11 protein-coding genes are annotated in these 20,725 nt (G+C 70.2%); 8 read left to right on the top strand and 3 right to left on the bottom strand.

Translation table 11 applies throughout. The features are described from left to right. The first annotated feature begins 214 nt into the window (after window positions 1–214). Window positions 215–8,503 carry a glucoamylase family protein gene (locus KF941_RS23155; protein WP_240540597.1) on the top strand — a complete coding sequence of 2,763 codons (8,289 nt, stop codon included), beginning with the start codon at window positions 215–217 and terminating at the stop codon, window positions 8,501–8,503. Window positions 8,504–8,569: 66 nt separating this feature from the next. Here the strand turns inward: KF941_RS23155 and KF941_RS23150 are convergent, their stop codons facing one another. Beyond that, a complete protein-coding gene (locus tag KF941_RS23150) occupies window positions 8,570–9,067 on the bottom strand; it encodes an Lrp/AsnC family transcriptional regulator (protein WP_036755259.1) in 498 nt (165 codons plus the stop codon). 199 nt (window positions 9,068–9,266) lie between these two features. Here KF941_RS23150 and KF941_RS23145 point away from each other — a divergent pair, with 199 nt between their 5' ends. From KF941_RS23145 to KF941_RS23120, 6 genes are all read left to right on the top strand, one after another. Further along, complete coding sequence (locus KF941_RS23145; RefSeq protein WP_214274681.1) at window positions 9,267–10,520, top strand: 3-methyl-2-oxobutanoate dehydrogenase (2-methylpropanoyl-transferring) subunit alpha; 1,254 nt, start codon at window positions 9,267–9,269, stop codon at window positions 10,518–10,520. A 1-nt stretch (window position 10,521) separates the two neighbouring features. Then, on the top strand, window positions 10,522–11,538 hold the full coding sequence (locus tag KF941_RS23140; RefSeq protein WP_214274680.1) for an alpha-ketoacid dehydrogenase subunit beta: 1,017 nt from the start codon (window positions 10,522–10,524) through the stop codon (window positions 11,536–11,538). Between the two features lies 1 nt (window position 11,539). Further along, window positions 11,540–12,844, top strand: coding sequence for a dihydrolipoamide acetyltransferase family protein (locus KF941_RS23135; protein ID WP_214274679.1), 1,305 nt, complete (start codon window positions 11,540–11,542; stop codon window positions 12,842–12,844). 3 nt (window positions 12,845–12,847) lie between these two features. Beyond that, window positions 12,848–14,236: a dihydrolipoyl dehydrogenase gene (lpdA, locus tag KF941_RS23130; protein ID WP_036755268.1), complete on the top strand. Its 1,389-nt coding sequence runs from the start codon at window positions 12,848–12,850 to the stop codon at window positions 14,234–14,236. Between the two features lie 64 nt (window positions 14,237–14,300). Next, window positions 14,301–14,987 (top strand): adenosylcobinamide amidohydrolase, encoded by a 687-nt coding sequence (locus KF941_RS23125; protein WP_072462661.1) that lies wholly within the window; start codon window positions 14,301–14,303, stop codon window positions 14,985–14,987. Between the two features lie 112 nt (window positions 14,988–15,099). After that, the gene (locus KF941_RS23120; protein ID WP_214274678.1) at window positions 15,100–16,116 is read left to right on the top strand and encodes a GSU2403 family nucleotidyltransferase fold protein; all 1,017 of its coding nucleotides are present in this window, start codon (window positions 15,100–15,102) and stop codon (window positions 16,114–16,116) included. On the opposite strand, the gene KF941_RS23115 is transcribed toward KF941_RS23120, so the two are convergent. Both KF941_RS23115 and KF941_RS23110 read right to left on the bottom strand, forming a co-directional pair. After that, a complete protein-coding gene (locus KF941_RS23115; protein WP_214274677.1) occupies window positions 16,113–17,444 on the bottom strand; it encodes a sigma-54 dependent transcriptional regulator in 1,332 nt (443 codons plus the stop codon). The genes KF941_RS23120 and KF941_RS23115 overlap by 4 nt on opposite strands. Then, a complete protein-coding gene (locus tag KF941_RS23110) occupies window positions 17,441–19,150 on the bottom strand; it encodes an ATP-binding protein (protein ID WP_214274676.1) in 1,710 nt (569 codons plus the stop codon). The genes KF941_RS23115 and KF941_RS23110 overlap by 4 nt, the downstream gene beginning before the upstream one ends. Before the next feature lie 206 nt (window positions 19,151–19,356). On the opposite strand from KF941_RS23110, the gene KF941_RS23105 reads away from it, so the two are divergent. Next, window positions 19,357–20,724: a dicarboxylate/amino acid:cation symporter gene (locus KF941_RS23105; protein ID WP_072462650.1), complete on the top strand. Its 1,368-nt coding sequence runs from the start codon at window positions 19,357–19,359 to the stop codon at window positions 20,722–20,724. Window position 20,725 lies beyond the last annotated feature (1 nt).

Here is a 20,725-nt window from a genome sequence, read left to right as displayed (position 1 = left end):
TTAGGCTGGGCAGGTGACAGCGATGCGGCAGCTCGGTGTCAGATCCGTGATGCCGCCCTGCCCGGATGGCGGGCAATGCCGTGTCGCGGGGCGATGCGTGCAGGTTTTTGGGAACCCTGCCGCCGCCCAGGCCCTTCCTTAGCGGGAAGCGACGGGACGGAGACGGAACATGCAGGCAGACGGGGCCGGTGTCGGAAACCCGGAGGGCGGCGGAATGGGGGCCACCGCGGCCTCGGTCTTCGAGGCGGCCGGGCGCGCGGTCCTGGAGCAGCAGCGGCTGCAAATCCCCGGCTTCGACCCCCGCGCCGCGCGCTTCGAGCTGGGGCAGGCGGCGCGGGACCAGCGCCTGCTGTATCAGGCCGCGCTGAGGGCCGATGCCGAAAGCGAACATATCACCACCGCGACGCGCTGGCTGCTGGACAACTACCACACCATCGCCGAGACCTATCGCCACCTGACCCGCGACCTCAGCCCGGCCTTCCTGCGCTCGCTGCCGCGCGGGCAGTTCCAGCCGGTGGCCGAGCCGATCCCGCGGGTGCTGGCCCTGGCCTGGGACTATGCCGCGATGACCGACGGCGACCTGCGCGAACGCAGCTTTGCCGATTTCATCGCCGGGGCGCAGCAGGTGGACTGGCTGACCATCGGCGAGCTGTGGTCGCTGCCCTCGATGCTGCGCTATGCGCTTTTGCTGCGCATGCTGCGGCTGAGCGACGAGACCGAGCGCGCGCGCCGCGGCCGGCGCGAGGCCAATGCCGCCATGGACCGGCTGATGGCCATGGACGAGCCGGGCCCGGCGGATTTCGACCAGGCGGTGCCCGGCCCGGCCTTGCAGAACGCGGCCTTCGTGGCGCAGGTGATCTATCGCGTCCATGCCGGCCTGGACCGCACCCATGCCATCACCGAACAGCTTGCCCGCCGGCTTGCCGCCCAGGGCCGCACCGCCGAGCAGGTGATGGCCGGCGAGCAGACCCGCCAGACCGCGAACAACGTCACCGCCGCCCATATCATCCGCGCGCTGAAGCGCCTGGACGAAATCAACTGGCGCGAATGGTTCGAGGCCACCAGCCGCACCGAGGCGATCCTGCGCGAGGATCCCGACCACCAGCGCCTCGCCCCCCAGACCCGCAACGCGATCCGCAACCGCATCGAGATGATCGCCCGCCATTCCGCCCTGGCCGAGCCCGAGGTGGCCGAGCGCGCGCTGGCGGCGGCCGGGCGGCGGGACATCCCGGTCTCGGTCGTGCTGCTGGGCGACGACGCGCCGCGCTTCGAGGCGGATTGCGGCTATCGCCCGGTCTGGCGCGAGCGGCTGGCGCGTCTGGCGCGCCGCCACGGCATCCTCAGCCTGATCCTGCCGCTGGCGGCCCTGATGCTGCTGGCCGTGGCGCTGTGCCTGACCTATGTGCCGGCGCAGACCGGCGGCTTCCTGGCCGCCACGCTGATCGTGCTGTCGCTGGCGGCCTTCCTCGATGCGGGGCTGGCGCTCCTGCGCTTCGTCGCCAGCCGGCTGATCGCGCCGGCGCAGCTGCCCGCCTATGGGTTCAAGGACGGGATCCCGCCCGACCATGCCACGCTGGTCGCGATCCCCTGCCTGCTGACCAGCCTCGACACCATCGACGACCTGCTGAGCAATCTCGAGGTGCATTACCTTGCGAATCCCGACCCGGCGCTCAGCTTCGCGCTGCTTACGGATTTCACCGACGCGGCCGAGGAGACGACGCCGCGCGACGCCGAGTTGCTGGCCTATGCCCGCCAGGGCATCGCCGCGCTGGCCGAGAAATACGCCCATACCGGGCGGCGCTTCTACCTGCTGCACCGGCGCCGGCAATGGAACGAGGCCGAGGGCGTCTGGATGGGCTGGGAGCGCAAGCGCGGCAAGCTGGTCGAGCTGAACGCGCTCTTGCGCGGCAGCCCCGACACCAGCTTCGTCGATACCGGCCCGCGCCCGCCCGAGGGCATCCGCTATGTGGTGACGCTGGACGCAGACACGCGGATGCCGCGCGACACGGTGCGGATGCTGGTCGGCATGATGGCGCATCCGGTCAACCGCCCGGTCTACGACCCGGCGCGGCAGCGCATCGTCCGCGGCCACGGGCTGATCCAGCCGCGCGTCACCTCGCTCTTGAAGCACGGCAGCCAGACCTCGCCCTTCCAGCGCATCCTGTCGCAGGACAAGGGGCTCGACCCCTATGTCTTCACCGTCTCGGACCTTTACCAGGATCTGTTCGGCCAGGGTACCTATACCGGCAAGGGCATCTACGACGTCGATGCCTTCGCCACCGCCGCCCAGGACGGCATCCGCGAGAACTCGGTCCTCAGCCACGACCTGATCGAGGGCGCCTGGCTGCGCGCGGCCCTGGCGACCGACGTGAACTTCATCGAGGAATATCCCAAGCGCTTCGACGTGGACCTGGCGCGCCAGCACCGCTGGGCGCGCGGGGACTGGCAGTTGCTGCCCTATCTGCTGGACCTGCGCAACGGGCTGGATGCGCTGGCGCGGTTCCGCATCGTGGACAACCTGCGCCGCAGCCTCTTGCCGGTCTCGCTGATGCTGGCGGGGCTGGTGGCGGTGATCGGCCTGCCCCATGCCGATGCGCTGTTCTGGCTGGGCCTGCTGGGCGTCTCGGTCGGGCTGTCGCAGCTGCTGGGCTGGCTGATGGGGCTGATGCCGCGCCAGTCCGGCGTGGCGCGGCTGCGGCACATGCTGGTCATCGGCAACGAGCTAATGGACCAGATCACCGCCTTCATGATGCGGCTGACGCTTTTGCCGCAGATGGCCTTCAGCATGGTCGATGCGATGGTGCGCAGCCTGTGCCGGGTCTATGTATCGCGGCGGCACCTGCTGGAATGGACCACCGCCGACGCCGTGGCCCGCCGCGCGCACGAGACGCTGCCCGGCCATTTCCTGCTGATGCGCGGCGGGCTGGCGCTGGCGCTTGGCTTCGTCGCGCTGGCGGCACTGCTGCGCCCCGAGAATCTGGCGCCGGCGCTGGTGCTGGGCGTGCTGTGGATGGGCGCGCCGCTGATCGCCTGGGTCAGCGCCCGCCCGATCGAGCATGAGGGCGCCCGCCCCCTGACCGCCGAGGAGCGGCTGGAATGGCGGGCCGAGGCGCGGCTGGTCTGGCGCTTTTTCGAAACCTTCGTCGATGCCGGCACCAACCACCTGCCGCCCGACAATTACCAGGACCAGCCGCAGCCCAAGCTGGCCGAACGCACCTCGCCCACCAATATCGGGCTTTACCTGCTTTCGACCGTGACCGCGCACGAGTTCCGCTGGATCACCCTGGGCGAGGCGCTGGACCGGATCGAGGCCACGCTGACCACCATCGAGCGACTGGAGCGGCATCGCGGCCATCTCTACAACTGGTATGCGACCGACAGCCTGCAACCCCTGGGCACGCGCTATGTCTCGGCGGTGGACAGCGGCAACCTGGCCGGGCATCTGATCACCCTGTCCTCGACGCTCAAGGAATGGGCGCGCAACCCGGCGCTCTACCTGTTGCCGGAACTGTCGGGGGCGGTGGACATCCTGTCGCTGATGCGCCGCCTGCATGCGGCCATCCCGCGCGAGCGGCGCAGCCTCAACCCGCTGCGCGACCGCATCGAGGAACGCATCACCGCCCTGTGGCACAGCATGGCCAGCGCCCAGGCGCCGCACCTGGCGCCCCTGCATGTGCAAAGCCACGCCCGCGCCGCCGCCAACCTGCAGGTGCTGATCCAGGGCCTTGTCACCGAGATCCCCACCGCAGCCGCGCGCGAGCTGGACTGGTGGACGAGCCGGCTGGTCTCGACCTGCGACAAGATGGAGGGGCTGGGCCGCATCGACCCCGAGGAGGTCGCCGTCGCGGCCCGGCGCATGGCGGCGCTGGCCGAACGCGCCCGCGCCTTCGCCTTCGAGATGGATTTCGCCTTCCTGCTGGACCCCGAGCGCCAGCTGCTCGCCATCGGCTACAATTGCGTCGAGGGCGCGCCGGACCAGTCCTTCTACGACCTGCTGGCCTCCGAGGCGCGGCTCGCCTCGCTTTTCGCCATCGCCAAGGGCGACCTGCCGACCGAGCACTGGAACCGGCTCGGCCGGCCGATGACGGTGATGCCCTATGGCTCGACGCTGGTCAGCTGGTCGGGCTCGATGTTCGAATACCTGATGGCGCCCCTGGTGATGGACGAGCCGCCCGGCTCGATCCTGCACAGTTCCTGCGACGTGGCGGTCGAGGCGCAGATCCGCGACGGCTGGCGCGCAGGCCGGCCCTGGGGCGTGTCGGAAAGCGCCTATAACGCCCGCGACGCGCAGATGAACTATCAGTATTACGCCTTCGGGGTGTCGGAGCTGGCCCTGCGGCGCTGGCTGCGCGACGACCAGGTGGTCGCGCCCTATGCCAGCTTCATCGCCGCCGGCTTCCGCCCGCGCAGCGCGCTGAAGAACCTGCGTCGGCTGGCGGACCTGGGCGCGCGCGGCGAATACGGCTTTTTCGACGCGGTGGACTTCACCCCCTCGCGGCTGCCGCAGGGGCACCGATGCGCCGTGGTGCGCAGCGTGATGGCGCATCACCAGGGCATGAGCCTGATCGCTATTGCCAATTGCCTGATGGACGGGCTGCACCGCAACCGCTTCAATGCCGACCCGGTGATCGAAAGCGTCTCGACGCTCTTGCAGCAAAAAACCCCGCGCGAGGTCTCGCCGCTCTTGCGCGAGACGGTGCGCCGCCGCCTGCCCGGCCCGTCCGAACTGGGCCAGACCGAGATCGTCGAGGTGGCCGATGCCGCCGCGGCGCCCCATACCGTCGCAGTCATGTCGAACGGGCGGCTGTCGATGCTGCTCGATGCCAGCGGCGCGGGACGGCTGCGCATGGACGGCACCGCCATCACCCGCTGGCGGCCCGACCCGGCGGCGGACGTCTGGGGCGAGTTCCTGTTCATCCGCGACCTCGCCTCGGGGCGCTGGTGGTCGGCCACCGCCGCGCCCGGCTTCGACCCCGAGATCGGCTATGCGACGCGGCTGTTCGACTACAAGGCGAATTTCGCCGCCCTGGGCGAGGGCATCCATTGCGAGACCGAGGTGATCCTGTCCGACGACCTGGACGCGCGCGGCGCGCGGGTCAAGCTGCGCAACCTGTCGGACCGGCCGCGCCAGCTGGCGCTGACCAGCTATGGCGAGATCGTGCTGGACCAGAACGACGCCGACCGCGCCCATAGCGCCTTCTCGCGCATGTTCGTCGCGACCGAGGCCCAGCCGGATCGCGGCCGCATCTTCGCCCGCCGCAACAAGCGCAACCCGCACGACCCCGACCGCCACCTGATGCACCTGAGCGCCGGGGCCGGCGTGCCCGACGGCGCGGCCACCGACCGGCGGCTGTTCATCGGCCGCGGCCGTTCGATCCGCGCGCCGCAGGCGCTGGACGATCCCGGCCTGCTGGCCGATGTCGCGCCGGGCGAAAGCTATACGCTGGACCCGATCTTCTCGCTCAGCCGGCGGCTGACCCTGGATCCGGGGAAAGAGGCGGTCGTGACCTTCTGGACCGTCGCCGCCGCCAGCCGCGAGGCGCTGGAAGAGGCGCATCTGCACCTGGCCGACGAGGCCGCCTATGACAACGAACACCAGATGGCCTGGACCCGCAGCCAGGTGCAGCTGCACCATGCCAGCATCACCCCCGAGGAAGCGGCGCTGTTCCGCCGCTATGCCGCGCTGCTGGTCTATCCCAACCAGATGCTGGCCTCGCAGGTGCGCCATGTCATGGGGCAGCAATCGGCGCTGTGGCCGATGTCGGTCTCGGGCGACAATCCGATCATGGTGCTGCGCATCAACGACCCCGACCTGATGCCGGTGGCGCGCCAGGCGATCCGCATGCAGGAATACCTGCGGATGCGCGGCCTCGAATGCGACTTGGTGATCCTGAACGAACAACGCGTAAGCTATGCCGCCCATCTGCACGAGGCGCTGAACAACCTGTGCCACAGCATGCAGCTGCTGCATTCGCGCCCCTCGGTCTTTGCCGTCGATGCCAACGGGCTTTCGGCCGAGACGCGCGACACGCTGCTGGCCGTGGCGCGCGTGGTGATCCACGCCCAGAACGGCAGCCTGGCCGGGCAGATCCAGCGGCTGGAGGCGGCCGAGCTGCGCCGCGGCATCGCCCGCGCGCCGTCCCGGCCCTTGCAGCGCCCCGCGCTGCGCAGCGATTTCCCGCCCGAGGATCTGCATTTCTGGAACGGCACCGGCGGCTTCGACGCGCAAGGCAATTACGTCATCCGCCTGCGCCATGGCGAGGCGACGCCGAACCCCTGGATCAACGTCGTCGCCCGCAGCGATTTCGGCTTTCACATCTCGGCCGAGGGCGCGGGCTTTACCTGGTCGGCCAATTCGCGCGACCACCAGCTGACGCCCTGGTCGAACGATGCGGTCAGCAACCCGCCGGGCGAGGGCATCCTGATCCGCGACCTGGGCACTGGCGCGATCCACACCCCCTATGCGGCGCTGTCGAGCCAGCGCGAGGCGCTTTACCAATGCCGCCACGGCGCCGGCTTCTCCGAGTTCACCGCCTGGTCGGGCGAGCTGGAGATCACCGCGCTGCACAGCCTGACCCCGGACGCACCGCTGCGGGTGATCGGGCTGCGGCTGACCAACCACGGCACGCGGCGGCTGACGCTGGACGTGGCGCAGTTCCTGGAGCCGGTGATGGGCGGCGCCCGCGCCAAGACCGCGCCCTATCTGCAGATGCGCTACCTGCCCGAGGCGCGGGCGGTGGAATGCGAGAACCCCTATTCCATCGACTATGCCGGCCAACGCATGATCCTGTCGGTGGACCGCGAGGTGACGGGGCTTTGCCTGTCGCGGCTGATCTGGCAGGGCCGCAACCGCGACGCCTGCCTGCCGGCCTGGTTCGACGCCACGCTGAGCCGCCGCTTCGTGCATCGTCATGACGGCGACCCGGTGATGATGCTGGAAACCCGCATCGAGATCGAGCCGGGCGAAAGCCAGAACGTGACCTTCCGCCTGGCCGCCGCGCCCGGCGCCGCAGCGCCGCCGCTGCTGGAGCGCACCGAGACCGCCCGGCAGGCCGCCACCGCCCAGACCGAGCATTGGCAGCATATCTTCGGCCGCTTGCAGGTGCAGACCCCCGACCCGGCCTTCGACCTGATGGTGAACCGCTGGCTGCCCTATCAGGCCATCGCCTGCCGGATCCGGGCGCGCTCGGCCTTCTACCAGGCCTCGGGGGCCTATGGCTTCCGCGACCAGTTGCAGGACACCTCGGCCATGCTGGTCTATGACCCGGCGCTGGCCCGCGCCCAGTTGCTGGAAGCCGGCTCGCGCCAGTTCCCGGAAGGCGACGTGCAGCATTGGTGGCTGCCCGGCACCGGCGCGGGCGTGCGCACCCTGATCGCCGACGACGTGGTCTGGCTGGGCCATGCGCTGGCGCGCTATGTCGAGGTGACGGGCGACCGCAGCATCCTGGACGAGCCCCTGCCCTTCATCCTGGGCCGCGTGCTGGAGCCGGGCGAGCACGACGCCTTCTACCGGCCCGAGACCAGCGACCGCATGGCACCGCTCTACGACCATGCCGCGCTGGCGCTGGAACTGGCCATCGCCCGCACCGGGGCCGAGGGCCTGCCGCTGTTCCTGGGCGGCGACTGGAACGACGGCATGAACCGCGTCGGCGCCGCCGGGCGCGGCCAGTCGGTCTGGATGGGCTGGTTCCTGGCCCAGACCATCGCCATGATGGCCCCCCTGGCCGAGGCGCGCGGCGAGGAGGAGCGGGCAAAGCGCTGGCGCGCCCATGCCGCCAAGCTGTCGCGCGCGCTGGACCGGCACGGCTGGGACGGCGGCTGGTATCTGCGCGGCATCTATGACGACGGCACGCCCCTGGGCTCGGCCGCGTCGCAGGAATGCCGCATCGATTCCATCGCGCAAAGCTGGTCGGTGATCTCGGGCGCCGGACGCAAGGACCGCCGCGACCCGGCGCTGGACGCGGCGCTGGAGCATCTGCTGGACGAGGACGGCATGCTGCTGCGGCTGTTCACCCCGCCCTTTGCCGATGCGCCGCAGGATCCCGGCTATATCAAGGGCTATCCGCCCGGCGTGCGCGAGAACGGCGGGCAATATACCCATGCCGCGATCTGGATGGTGCAGGCGCTGTGCATGGCGGGCCGCGCCGACGACGCCTGGCGGGTGTTCCGGCTGCTCAACCCGATCAGCCATGCCAGCGACGCCGCCACGCTTCAGGTCTATCGCGGCGAGCCCTATGTCGTCGCCGCCGACGTCTATGGCGCCGAGGAAAAGATCGGCCGCGCCGGTTGGACCTGGTATACCGGCTCGGCCGGCTGGCTGCACCGCGTCGCGGTCGAGCATATCCTGGGCCTGCGCATCAAGGACGGCGAAAGGCTGGAGGTGGCCCCCGCCCTGCCCTCGCATTGGCCGGGCTTCCGCGCCAGCGTGATGATCGGCGACCGCCGCCACGAGGTCGAAGTGACGCGCGACCAGACCGGCACGCCCCGCATCCGCATCGGCTGAGAGAGGGAGGGGGACGGCATGGCCATGGCGCGTCGAGGCGGTGATCCAGCAACCGGGACGGCCGCGTCAGTCCGCCTCGGCCAGCAGCGGCAGGATGCTGCCGCGTTCCTTCAGGCAGCGCAGGGTGAAGATCGAGCGGGCGTTGCGGATCCCCGGCACCCGGTAAAGCTTGCGACGCAGGAATTCCTCGTATCCGCGGGTGCCGCTGACCGCGACCTTCAGCAGGTAGTCGTATTCACCGGTGGTCAGCCAGACCTCCTGCACCTCGGGGATGGCGGCCATGGCGCGGCCGAACTCCTCCAGCACCTTGTCGTCGTGCCGTTCCAGCGTGATCTCGATGATCACGGTTTCGGCGGCGCCCAGGCGGGACTGGTCCAGGAGGGCGCTGTAGCCCTTGATGACGCCCTCGGCCTCCAGCCGGCGGGTGCGCTGCCAGCAGGGGCTGGGCGACAGGCCGACCTTTTCGGCAAGCTGGCTGTTGGACAGCCGCCCGTCGCGACTCAGCGCCCGCAAGATCCTGAGGTCGATCGCGTCAAGCTGGCGCGTTGCAGAAGATCCGCTCATGTCCTACCGTTCTTATCAGAAGAATCTTTTGCATTTTGGCTGATAGCTGAAAACAAAGAAAGAAGATTTTGCGGCGATCTGTGGCATCATCCCCTTGGGAGGAACGGGGTGGAACGCCAGTGCCGCATCGCCCGGATGCCCGTCATCCGCGGCGGCAGGGCCGGAACCCGGCCCGTTCCCCAAGGCAAAGGAGGTGCCGATGCAAAGGCCAGACCCGAATGACTATCCGCCGCTTGGCCTTGTGGTGCCCGAGCCCGAGGTGCGGCCCGGCGGCCAGCCGGATTTCTCGCATGTCGCGATCCCGCGCGCGGGCACGGTGCGCCGCCCGCCGGTCGACGTCGACCCCGAGGAGATCCGCGACCTGGCATTCACCATCATCCGCGTCCTGAACCGCGAGGGCCAGGCCGTCGGGCCCTGGGCCGAGGCGCTGGAGATCACCCCCGACGACCTGCTGACCGGGCTGCGCCACATGATGACGCTGCGCATCTACGACGCGCGGATGCTGAACGCGCAGCGCCAGCAAAAGACCAGCTTCTACATGCAGCACCTGGGCGAAGAGGCGATTTCCTGTGGCTTCCAGCGCGCGCTTGCGCCGGGCGACATGAACTTTCCGACCTATCGCCAGGCCGGGCTGCTGATCGCCGCCGGCTATCCGCTCAGCGCGATGATGAACCAGATCTTCTCGAACGCCGAGGATCCGATGCGGGGCCGGCAATTGCCGGTCTGCTATTCCTCGCGCGAGCATGGCTTCTTCACCATCTCGGGCAACCTGGCCACGCAGTTCATCCAGGCGGTGGGCTGGGCCATGGCCTCGGCCATCTCGGGCGACCGCAAGATCTCGGCGGCCTGGATCGGCGACGGCTCGACGGCGGAAAGCGATTTCCACGCCGCGCTGGTCTTTGCCTCGACCTACAAGGCGCCGGTGATCCTGAACATCGTGAACAACCAATGGGCGATCTCGACATTCCAGGGGATTGCACGCGGAGGTTCAGGCACTTTCGCAGCGCGCGGGCATGGCTTCGGCATCCCCTCGCTGCGGGTGGACGGCAACGACTACCTTGCGGTGCTGGCGGTGGCGAAATGGGCGGCGGAACGCGCCCGGCGCAACCTGGGCCCGACGCTGATCGAATACGTCACCTATCGCGCCGGCGGGCATTCGACCTCGGACGACCCCTCGGCCTATCGCCCGGCCGAGGAAAGCACGGCCTGGCCGCTGGGCGACCCGGTCCTGCGGTTGAAAAACCACCTGATCGCGCTTGGCCATTGGAGCGACGAGCGCCACGCCCAGGCCGAGGCCGAGATCCTGGCCGAGATCACCGAACAGCAGAAGCGCGCCGAGGCCATCGGAACGCTGCATCACGGCCAGCACCCCAGCCCCGCCGACATGTTCGAGGATGTCTATGCCGAGATGCCGCCGCATCTTCTGAAGCAACGTCACGAGGCGGGGTTCTGACATGGCACGCATGACGATGATCGAGGCGATCCGCGACGCGCTGGACGTGGCGATGGGCGCCGACCCTTCCGTCGTGGTCTTCGGCGAGGACGTGGGCTATTTCGGCGGCGTCTTCCGCTGCACCGCGGGCTTGCAGGCGAAATACGGCAAGACCCGCTGCTTCGACACGCCGATCAACGAATCCGGCATCGTCGGCGCCGGGATCGGCATGGCGGCCTATGGCCTGAAGCCGGTGGTCGAGATCCAGTTCGCCGACTACATGTATCCCGCCTATGACCAGATCGTGTCCGAGGCGGCGCGGCTGCGCTATCGCTCGGCCGGGCAGTTCACCTGCCCGATGGTGGTGCGCATGCCCACCGGCGGCGGCATCTTCGGCGGCCAGACCCACAGCCAGTCGCCCGAGGCGCTGTTTACCCATGTCACGGGCCTCAAGACCGTGGTGCCTTCGAACCCGCGCGACGCCAAGGGGCTGCTGCTGGCCGCCATCGAGGATCCCGACCCGGTGATCTTCATGGAGCCGAAGCGGCTTTACAACGGCCCCTTCGACGGCCATCACGACCGCCCGGTCACGGCCTGGAAAAGCCACGAGTTGGGCGAGGTGCCCGAGGGGCATTACACCGTCCCCCTGGGCAAGGCGGCGCTGCGCCGCCAGGGCCGGGCGGCCACCGTGCTGACCTATGGCACCATGGTCCATGTCGCGCTGGCCGCGGTCGAGGAATCCGGCGTCGATGCCGAGGTGATCGACCTGCGCACCCTGCTGCCGCTGGACATGGAAACCATCGTGGCCTCGGTCAACAAGACCGGCCGCTGCCTGGTGCTGCACGAGGCGACGCTGACCTCGGGCTATGGCGCGGAACTGGCGGCGCTGGTGCAGGCCGAGTGCTTCTGGCACCTGGAGGCGCCGATCCGGCGGGTGGCGGGCTGGGACACGCCCTATCCGCATACGCATGAATGGAGCTATTTCCCCGGCCCCGCACGGGTGGCCGAGGCATTGCGTCAACTGGTCGAGGTGGCCTGAGATGGGTATTCACGCAATCCGCATGCCGGACATCGGCGAAGGCATCGCCGAGGCCGAGATCTCCGAATGGCTGGTCAAGCCCGGCGATGTCCTGCGCGAGGACGACCCGATGGTCGCGGTCATGACCGACAAGGCGACGGTGGAAATCCCCTCGCCCGTCACCGGCACGGTGGTCTGGCAGGCGGGCCAGCCCGGCGACGTGATCGCCGTCGGCGCCGAGCTGATCCGGCTGGAGGTGGACGGCCCCGGCAATGTCGCGGCCGAGGCGGGCGCCGCAGCGCCGGCCGAGGGGTCGTCGCGGCAGGCCGAGACCGCGCCCCCCGATCCCGAACCCGCAGAGCCCAAGGCCGAGGCGCCGCCCAAGTCCGAACCCGAGCCCGAGGCGGAGCCGCCGACCCCGAAACCGGCCGCGAAAACCCTCGCGGCTGCGCCCTTGCGCCCCGAGGGCGAAAGGCCGATCGCCTCGCCCGCCGTGCGGGCACGGGCGCGCGAGGCGGGCGTGGACCTGCGGCTGGTGCGCGGCTCGGGTCCGGCCGGCCGGATCGGGCACGAGGACCTGGACGCCTTCATCGCCTCGGGCGGCATCCCGGCGCCCTCGGGCCCGCAGCCCGACAGCGCGGTCGAGGAGATCCGCGTCATCGGGCTGCGCCGCAAGATCGCCGAGCGGATGGAGGCCGCGAACAGCATCCCCCAGATCACCATCGTCGAAGAGGTGGACGCCACCGCGCTGGAGGATCTGCGCGGCCGGATGAATGCGCAAGGCAAGGGGACGCGGCTGACGCTGCTGCCCTTCATCGCCCGCGCCATCGTGCGCGCCGTGCATGAACAGCCGCTGCTGAACGCGCATTACGACGCCCAGGCCGGGCTGATCCGCCGCTTCGGCGGGGTGCATCTGGGCATCGCGGCGCAGACGCCCCATGGCCTGATGGTGCCGGTGGTCCGCCATGCCGAGGCGCTGGACCTGCGCGCCACCGCCGCCGAGATCGCGCGGCTGGGTACGGCCGCCAAGGAGGGCACGGCAAAGCGCGACGAGCTTGCCGGCTCGACCATCACCATCACCTCGCTGGGGCCCCTGGGCGCCATCGCCTCGACCCCGATCCTGAACGTGCCCGAGGTCGCCATCGTCGGCGTCAACCGCCTGGCGGTGCGGCCGTTCTGGAACGGCGCCGCCTTCGAGCCGCGCAAGATGATGAACCTGTCGTGCAGCTTCGACCACCGGGTGATCGACGGCTGGGACGCCGCCGTCTTCGTGGCGCGGCTGAAAGAGCTGCTGGAAACCCCGGCGCTGATCTTCGTGGAGGGCTGAGCGATGCGCGAGATCCAATGCAGGCTGCTGGTGATCGGCGCCGGCCCCGGCGGCTATGTCTGCGCCATCCGCGCCGGGCAGCTGGGCGTCGACACGGTGGTGGTCGATGCCGAGCCGCCGGGGGGAACCTGCCTGAACGTGGGCTGCATCCCCTCGAAGGCGCTGATCCACGCGGCCGAGGAATTTCATCGGCTTGAACAGCTTTCCTCGACCCCTTCGATGGGGATCTCGGCCGGTCCGGCGCGGCTGGACCTGGGCGCGACCATGGCCTGGAAGAACGGCATCGTCGAGCGGCTGACCGGCGGCGTCGCCACGCTGCTGCGCAAGGCCAGGGTGCGGCTGGTGACGGGCCGGGCCAACATTCGCGACGGCAAGACCGTGCTGGTCGAGACGCCCGAGGGCCCGGTGCAGATCCGCACCGAGGTTCTGGTGATCGCCACCGGCTCGGAACCGATCGAGCTGCCCGCCCTGCCCTTTGGCGGCAAGGTCATCTCCTCGACCGACGCGCTGGCGCTGACCGAGGTGCCGGGGCGGCTGGCGGTGGTCGGCGGCGGCTATATCGGGCTGGAGCTGGGCATCGCCTATGCCAAGCTGGGCGCCGAGGTGACTGTGGTCGAGGCCGCGCCGCGCATCCTGCCGCAATACGATGCCGAACTGACCCGCCCGGTGGCGCAGCGCCTGACCCAGCTGGGCATCCGGCTGCTGACCGGGGCGCGGGCCGGCGGGCTGTCGGATAGCGGCGCGCTGCGCGTCGCCGGGGTGGACGGGGCCGAGGACATCCAGGCCGACAAGGTGCTGGTGACGGTGGGCCGCCGCCCGCGCGCGACCGCGGCAGGGGTGGCGGGGCTGCGGCTGGAGATGGCCGGCCCCTTCATCCGCATCGACGAGCGCTGCCGCACCTCGATGACCGGCGTGCTGGCCATCGGCGACGTGACCGGCGAGCCGATGCTGGCCCATCGCGCCATGGCCCAGGGCGAGATGGTGGCCGAGCTGGTCGCCGGCCAGCGCCGCGCCTGGGACAAGCGGGCGATCCCGGCGGTCTGCTTTACCGACCCCGAGATCGTCAGCGTCGGCATCTCCCCCGAGGAGGCCGCGGCCGAGGGGCGCGAGGTCGTGACCGGCCTGTTCCCCTTTGCCGCCAACGGCCGGGCGATGACGGCGGGCGACGAGGCGGGCTTCGTCCGCGTCACCGCCCGCCCCGACACGCATGAGGTGCTGGGCATCCAGGCGGTCGGCGCCGGCGTGGCCGAGATGGCCGGCGGCTTTGCCCTGGCGCTGGAGATGGGCGCGCGGCTGGAGGACATCGCCGGCACCATCCACGCCCACCCGACCCGCGGCGAGGCGCTGCACGAAGCCTGCCTGCGCGCGCTTGGCCACGCGCTGCATATCTGAAAGGGGCATTGATCGCCGCCCCGCGATGGCGCAAACCCGGCCCGCGCGGGGCAAGGGGCGGGGGATGGCTGTGGCAGGGACGGATTTGCGGGTCAGACTGGCCCCGCCCTGGCTGGTGGCCGATTTGGGCGGGGTTCGGCGGGTGCTGTCCTTTGCCCCGCATCGCCCCGGCTTTCGCAGCGCGCGGCATATCCTGATCCGCCAGGTCCGCGATGCCGACCTGACCCCGGACCTGGACGCTGTGAACTGGCTGGGGGCCGAGATGGCGCGGATCGGCCATGGCGGCGACGTGGGCATGATGACCTCGCGCGGGTTGCACCATCACCGGCTGGCCCAGGCCGGGCCGGTGGCCTGCCTGGCCACCGTCGGCCTGGGCAATGCCGAGCGGGTCGGGCGACGCCGCATGGTTCCGTCCGGCAGCTATGGCACGATCAACATCGCCCTGCTGGTCGAGGACGGGCTGACCGATGCCGCCATGATCGAGGCGCTGAGCATCGTGGCCGAGGCCCGCACCGCCGCCGTCATCGGCGCCGGGATCGAGCTGCCGACCGGGCGCGCCACCGGCACCGGCACCGATTGCATCGCCGTGGCCTGCGATGCGGGCGGCACCGCCTTTGCCGGGCTGCACACCACCCTGGGCGAGGCAATCGGCGCCGCAGTCCATGACGCGGTGCTGGCAGGCGCCCTGGCCTGGGTTGCCGAGCATGGCAGAGAGCCGGCCCGCGCAGCGCCGAGTTGCACGGGAGCATGAGTATTTGAAGAACGAAGAAGATGGGGCGATCTTACCCCACGAATTTTTTCTTGTGGGGTAGGCGCGGGGCGATTATCCTTGCCCCACAAGGAATAAACTGTGGGGTAGTCTCGTGGCGCAGCATCTTTCGCCGGTGGCGGTGGCGGCCTGGACCGATCTGCTGCGGCATCTGAAGGATGCGGCGGTCAGCGAGCTGCGCGGCGTGCCGCGGCTGAAGAAGGTCGGGCAAAGGGCCTATTGGTATGACCATTTCCGCATCGGCGAACGCACCCTGGACCGCTATATCGGCGAGGATGGCGAGGAGCTGCGCGCGCGCCTGGACCGGCTGGAGGCCCTGCGCGAGGCCGAGAAGCAGAGCCAGCGCGAACGCTCGCGGCTGATGCGCATCCTGCGGGCCGAGGGCTGCCTGATGACCGACCGCGGCTCGGGGCAGGTGATCTCGGCCATGGCGCGGGCGGGGGTGTTCCGCCTGGGCGGCACGCTGGTCGGCACCCAGGCCTTCCGCTGCTACGAGGGCGAGCTGGGCGTGCGCATCGGCTTCGACCAGGCGGCGATGACCGACGACATCGACATCGCCAGTTTCGAGCGGCTGTCCTTGGTGCTGGGCGACCAGGTGATCGAGCCGCTGGCCGAGGTGTTTCGCGAGTTGCGCTTTGCCCCTCTGCCCTCGGTCGAGGGGCAGCGGGTCTGGCGCTGGCGCCAGGGCGAGCAGCAGACGCTGGTCGAGTTCCTGACCCCCTGTTTCGACGGCACCGAGGGGTTGCGCGACCTGCCGGCGCTTGGCGTCTCGGCGCAGAGCCTGCATTACCTGAACTTCCTGATCGCCGAGCCGATCCGGGTGCCGCTGCTTTACCGCGCCGGCTTCCTGATCCAGGTGCCGCGCCCCGAACGCTATGCCATCCACAAGCTGATCGTCGCCGACCGGCGGCGCGACGGGCCCGATACGCTGAAGGCGCGCAAGGACCGGGCGCAGGCCGAGTTCCTGATCGAGGTGCTGGCCGAAGAGCGCCCCGACGAACTGCGCGACGCCTATGAGACGGCGATGGCGCAGGGTCCGTCCTGGCGCGGGCGGCTGGCCGCGACGCTGGCGCGGATGCCGGATCTGCGCAAGCGGCTGGCGGCGCTTTAGCCGGGGCGGAAATCGGCGGGCTTGATGCCGTGGCGCGCCAGCTTGTCGTAGAAGGTCTTGCGCGGCAGGCGCAGCCGCGCCATCGCCTGGGTGGCGTTGCCTTGCGCCAGCCGCAGCGCCTCGCGGATCAGTTCGGCCTCGTATTCGGCGACCAGGTCCGACAGGCCCGGCGCTTCGCCGCCTTCGGCCGGCGGATCGAAGGGGGTCAGCCCCAGCGCATGGCTTTCGGCGAATTGCCGCAATTCGCGCAGGTTGCCGGGCCAGCCATGGCCGGCCAGCCGGGCCTTGACCGCGCCGGTGACCGGCGCCACCGGCAGGTCCAGCCGCGCCGCCGCCGCGAGCAGGAAATGCCGGAACAATTCGGGGATGTCCTCGCGCCGCTCGGCCAGCGGCGGCAGGGTCAGGACGGCGCCCGACAGCCGATAGTAAAGGTCGCTGCGAAAGCGCCCCTCGCGCATCAGCCGTTCCAGGTCGGCGCGGCTGGAGGCGATGACGCGCAGGTCCAGCGGGCGCGGCGCGGCGCTGCCGGGGGGCTGGATCTCGCGCGCCTCGATCAGCGCCAGCAGGCGGGCCTGCAGCGTGGGCGCGAGCGCGTCGATCTCGTCGAGGTAGAGCGTGCCGCGATGGGCGGCCTCGAGCCGGCCCGGCGCGCGCGGGCCGCGGCCCTGCGGCTCGGCGCCCAGCATCTCGGCCTCGAAGCGCGGCTCGTCCAGCGCGGCGCAGGCGACAGGAACGAAGGCGCGGGCGCGGCGCGGGCTCTGGCGGTGGATGGCGCGGGCCACGGTCTCCTTGCCCGAGCCGCCGGGGCCCAGGACCAGCACGTCGCCCCCCGCCTCGGCCAGCCGCGCCACGGTCTCGCGCAGGTGCTGCATGACCGGGCTTTGCCCGATCAGCCGGGTCTCGCGCGCGGCGCTGTCCTGCTGGCGGCGGCGCAGGGCGCGGTTTTCCAGCACCAGGGCCCGGCTGGAGGCCGCCCGCGCCAGCGCCGCCGCCAGCGTGCCGCCACCGACCGGCTTGGTCAGGAAATCGTAGACCCCCTGCTTCAGCGCCGCGACCGCCATCGGCACGTCGCCATGCCCGGTCAGCAGGATCACCGGCAAGTCGGGATCGAGCGCATGGATGCGCTGGAACAGCTGGAACCCGTCCATGCCGGGCATGCGCACGTCCGACAGCACCACGCCGGGCCAGTCGAGGCCAAGGCCGGCCAACGCCTCGGCCGCATCGGTGAAGGCTTCGGCGCGAAAACCCGCCAGGTGCAGCGCCTGCAGCTGCGCCTCGAGCAGGTCGGGGTCGTCATCGACAAGGCGGACAAGGGGCGCGTCGGTCATGCGGCTTTCGGCAGGTCGAGGTGGAAGATGGCGCCCTGCCCTTGGCGCTGCGGCCCGGCCGTGAGGCTGCCGCCGAAATCCCGCGCGATCTCTTGCGAGATCACCAGGCCCAGGCCCAGCCCCTCGGGCTTGCTGGTGGCGAAGGGGGTGAAAAGCTGGGCGGCGATCTGCGGCGACAGCCCCGGCCCGTTGTCCGAGATGCTGAGCCGCAGCACCGGCCCGTCGTCCTGCAGCGCGATGCGGATTTCCGGGTCGGGCCGGCCCTCCAGCGCCTCTTGCGCGTTCTGGATCAGGTTGACCAGCACCTGTTCCAGCCGCACGGTCTCGGCCATGACCCGCAGGCCGGGCGGGATCTGGGGCAGGACCAAGCGGATGTCCTGCGCCCGCCGCCGGCTGGCGGTCAGCAGCAGCGCCGCATCCAGCGCATCCTTGAGCGCAACCGGACCCAGCTCGCCCGTGGCCTTGCGGGCAAAGCCGCGCAGCTCGGTGGTGATCTGGGCGATGCGGTCGGTCATGCGCGAGATCTGCGACAGGTTGCGATCCAGGTCGGCGGCCAGGTCGGGGGCCAGGTCGGGCGCGTCCGGCGGCAGCATCTGCCGGCCGTTCTCGGCCAAAAGGCGGATGGTGGCCAGCGGCGTGTTCACCTCATGCGCGACGCCGGCGGTGATCTGGCCCAGCGTCGCCAGCTTGTTGGCCTGCACCATCTCGCCCTGCAACTGCGCCAGCCGCTGTTCGGCCGCGCGGCGTTCGCGCATCTCGGCGGTCAGGTCGCGGGTGCGCTCCTCGACCGCGCGTTCCAGGTCGGCGCGATAGCGGCGCTCGGCCTCGGCGCGGCGGGCGGCGCGGGTGCGGGCGCGCGCGGCGGAAACCCCGCCGGCCAGCAGCAGCGTGAACAGGAAGCCGACGGTGCCCGCCGCCAGCAGCGCCGCCCGCACCGCCTCGGCCGAGGGCGCACGGACCCACAGCACCCAGCCCGCGCCCGGCACCGCGCGCCGGGCCGAGACCTGCCCGGCCGGGATCGGCGGCAGCGGCGCAAAGCGCAACTGCGGCGCGCTGGACAGGATCACCTGCCCGGCCGCGTCCGTGACCAGCGTGGTCTCGGCCGCCTGCGCCCAGCCCTGCTCCATCGCGTCGAATTCCACCTTCACCACGATGACGCCCAGGGGCTCGCCCATCTGCGGCACGTCGTGGGACAGGTAGAGCCCCGGCCGCCGGCTGACGGTGCCAAGCGCGAATTGCGTCGCCTCGCCGCGAAGCAGCGCCTCGCTGAAATAGCTGCGAAAGCTGTAGTCCGAGCCCACGAAGCTGTCGGGATCGTGCCAGTTCGAGGCGGCGATGGCGACGCCGTCGCGATCGAGCAGATAGATCACCGCGCTGCTGGTCTGTTCCTGCAACCGTTCCAGCTTTTGCGACACGCGCGAGACATTGGCCGGCGACGGCTCGGCCAGCGCCTGCAGCACGGCGGCATCGTCGGACAGGACCGTGGCCACGGCGCGCTGCTTGGCCAGCACGCTTTCCAGCGTCTGCACCCGGCTTTGCGCGCTGATCTCCAGCCGCTCGGTCAGGGCGCGGGCGGCATTGCCATGGGCCAGCCGAAAGGCCAGCGCCAAGGCCGCCAGCATGGCCAGCGCCACGGTCGCCGCGACCAGCAGCCGCCACAGCATCGGGCCGGGCCTTGCGCCTTGCGAATCGGTTGTGGCGGCCATGCTTCCCCTGGCGGACGGACGTTGTGCGGGTTTCCACACTAGCAGATCCGCCCTGTGTGGAAAACCACACGGATTTGCCCGGCCGCTGGCGACAAAAAGCCATGATTACAACGCATTGCTGTCATGCGCCCGGTTTTTTGGCGCCAGGGCCCGCGAATTTATCATGGCGGTCACATCACCGTCATACGCAGGTTGGAGGAGGCCCCATGCACATCGACACCACGGCCGCGCCGGTCGCTCACGCACCGCGGCCCTTTTACAGACATCTCTATTTCCAGGTTCTGTGCGCCATCGCCGCCGGCGCGCTGATCGGGCATTTCTATCCCGAAACGGGCGAGGCGCTGAAGCCCCTGGGCGACGCCTTCATCAAGCTGGTCAAGATGATCATCGCCCCGGTCATCTTCCTGACCATCGTCACCGGCCTGGCCGGCATGGGCACGCTGAAGGGCGTGGGCTCGGTCGTCGGCAAGGCCTTCGGCTATTTCCTGACCTTCTCGACCCTGGCGCTGATCGTCGGGCTGATCACCGCCAATGTCATCCGCCCCGGCGCCGGCATGAACATCGACCCGGCGACGCTGGATGCCAGCAAGGTCGCGGACTATGCCGCCAAGGCGCATGACTCCTCGCTGACCGGCTTTGTCATGGACATCATCCCGTCCACGATGACCTCGGCCTTCGTCGAGGGCAACATCCTGCAGGTCCTGTTCATCGCCATCCTGTTCGGCATCGGCCTGATCCTGATCGGCGACAAGGGCAAGCCGGTCGTGGCGCTGTTCGAGGCGATCAGCCACGCCGTCTTCCGCATGGTCGACATCCTGATGAAGGCCGCGCCCATTGGTGCCTTCGGGGCCTTCGCCTTTACCATCGGCAAATACGGCATCGCCTCGGTGGTGAACCTGGCGACGCTGGTCGGCACCTTCTACCTGACCTCGGCGCTGTTCGTCGTCGTGATCCTGGGCACGGTCTGCATGCTCAACGGCTTTTCCATCTTCCGGCTGATCTCCTATCTCAAGGCCGAGATCCTGCTGGTGCTGGGCACCTCCTCCTCGGAATCGGCACTGCCCTCGCTGATGGAGAAGATGGAGAAGGCCGGCTGCAAGCGCTCCGTCGTCGGGCTGGTCGTGCCCACCGGCTACAGCTTCAACCTGGACGGCACCAACATCTACATGACGCTGGCGGCGCTGTTCATCGCCCAGGCGACGAATACCGACCTGACGCTGCAACAGCAGATCCTGCTGCTGCTGGTCGCCATGCTGTCGTCGAAGGGCGCGGCGGGCGTCACCGGGGCCGGCTTCATCACCCTGGCCGCCACGCTGTCGGTGGTGCCGACCGTGCCGGTCGCCGGCATGGCGCTGATCCTGGGCGTGGACCGCTTCATGTCGGAATGCCGCTCGATCACCAATTTCATCGGCAATGCGGTGGCCACCGTGGTCGTCAGCCGCTGGGAAGGCGCGCTGGACCGCGAACAGTTCGACCGCGTGCTGGCCGGCGAGGCGGGGGGCCAGGTCGCCCCGATCCACGACCTGCACGGCGCCCCTGCCGGGCTGCGCCTGAACGAGGCCAGCGCCGACTGAC

Source organism: Paracoccus sp. pheM1, assembly GCF_018499825.1.
Lineage (GTDB): Bacteria > Pseudomonadota > Alphaproteobacteria > Rhodobacterales > Rhodobacteraceae > Paracoccus > Paracoccus versutus.
Note: the sequence above shows the minus strand (reverse complement) of the source record. Positions and strands in the feature narration are given on the sequence as shown.

Coding starts and splice junctions, on each gene's coding strand:
- KF941_RS23155 (WP_240540597.1), top strand. CDS start 215: ATGGGGGCCACCGCGGCCTCGGTCTTCGAGGCGGCCGGGCGCGCGGTC.
- KF941_RS23150 (WP_036755259.1), bottom strand. CDS start 9,067: ATGAGCGGATCTTCTGCAACGCGCCAGCTTGACGCGATCGACCTCAGG.
- KF941_RS23145 (WP_214274681.1), top strand. CDS start 9,267: ATGCAAAGGCCAGACCCGAATGACTATCCGCCGCTTGGCCTTGTGGTG.
- KF941_RS23140 (WP_214274680.1), top strand. CDS start 10,522: ATGGCACGCATGACGATGATCGAGGCGATCCGCGACGCGCTGGACGTG.
- KF941_RS23135 (WP_214274679.1), top strand. CDS start 11,540: ATGGGTATTCACGCAATCCGCATGCCGGACATCGGCGAAGGCATCGCC.
- lpdA (WP_036755268.1), top strand. CDS start 12,848: ATGCGCGAGATCCAATGCAGGCTGCTGGTGATCGGCGCCGGCCCCGGC.
- KF941_RS23125 (WP_072462661.1), top strand. CDS start 14,301: ATGGCTGTGGCAGGGACGGATTTGCGGGTCAGACTGGCCCCGCCCTGG.
- KF941_RS23115 (WP_214274677.1), bottom strand. CDS start 17,444: ATGACCGACGCGCCCCTTGTCCGCCTTGTCGATGACGACCCCGACCTG.
- KF941_RS23110 (WP_214274676.1), bottom strand. CDS start 19,150: ATGGCCGCCACAACCGATTCGCAAGGCGCAAGGCCCGGCCCGATGCTG.
- KF941_RS23105 (WP_072462650.1), top strand. CDS start 19,357: ATGCACATCGACACCACGGCCGCGCCGGTCGCTCACGCACCGCGGCCC.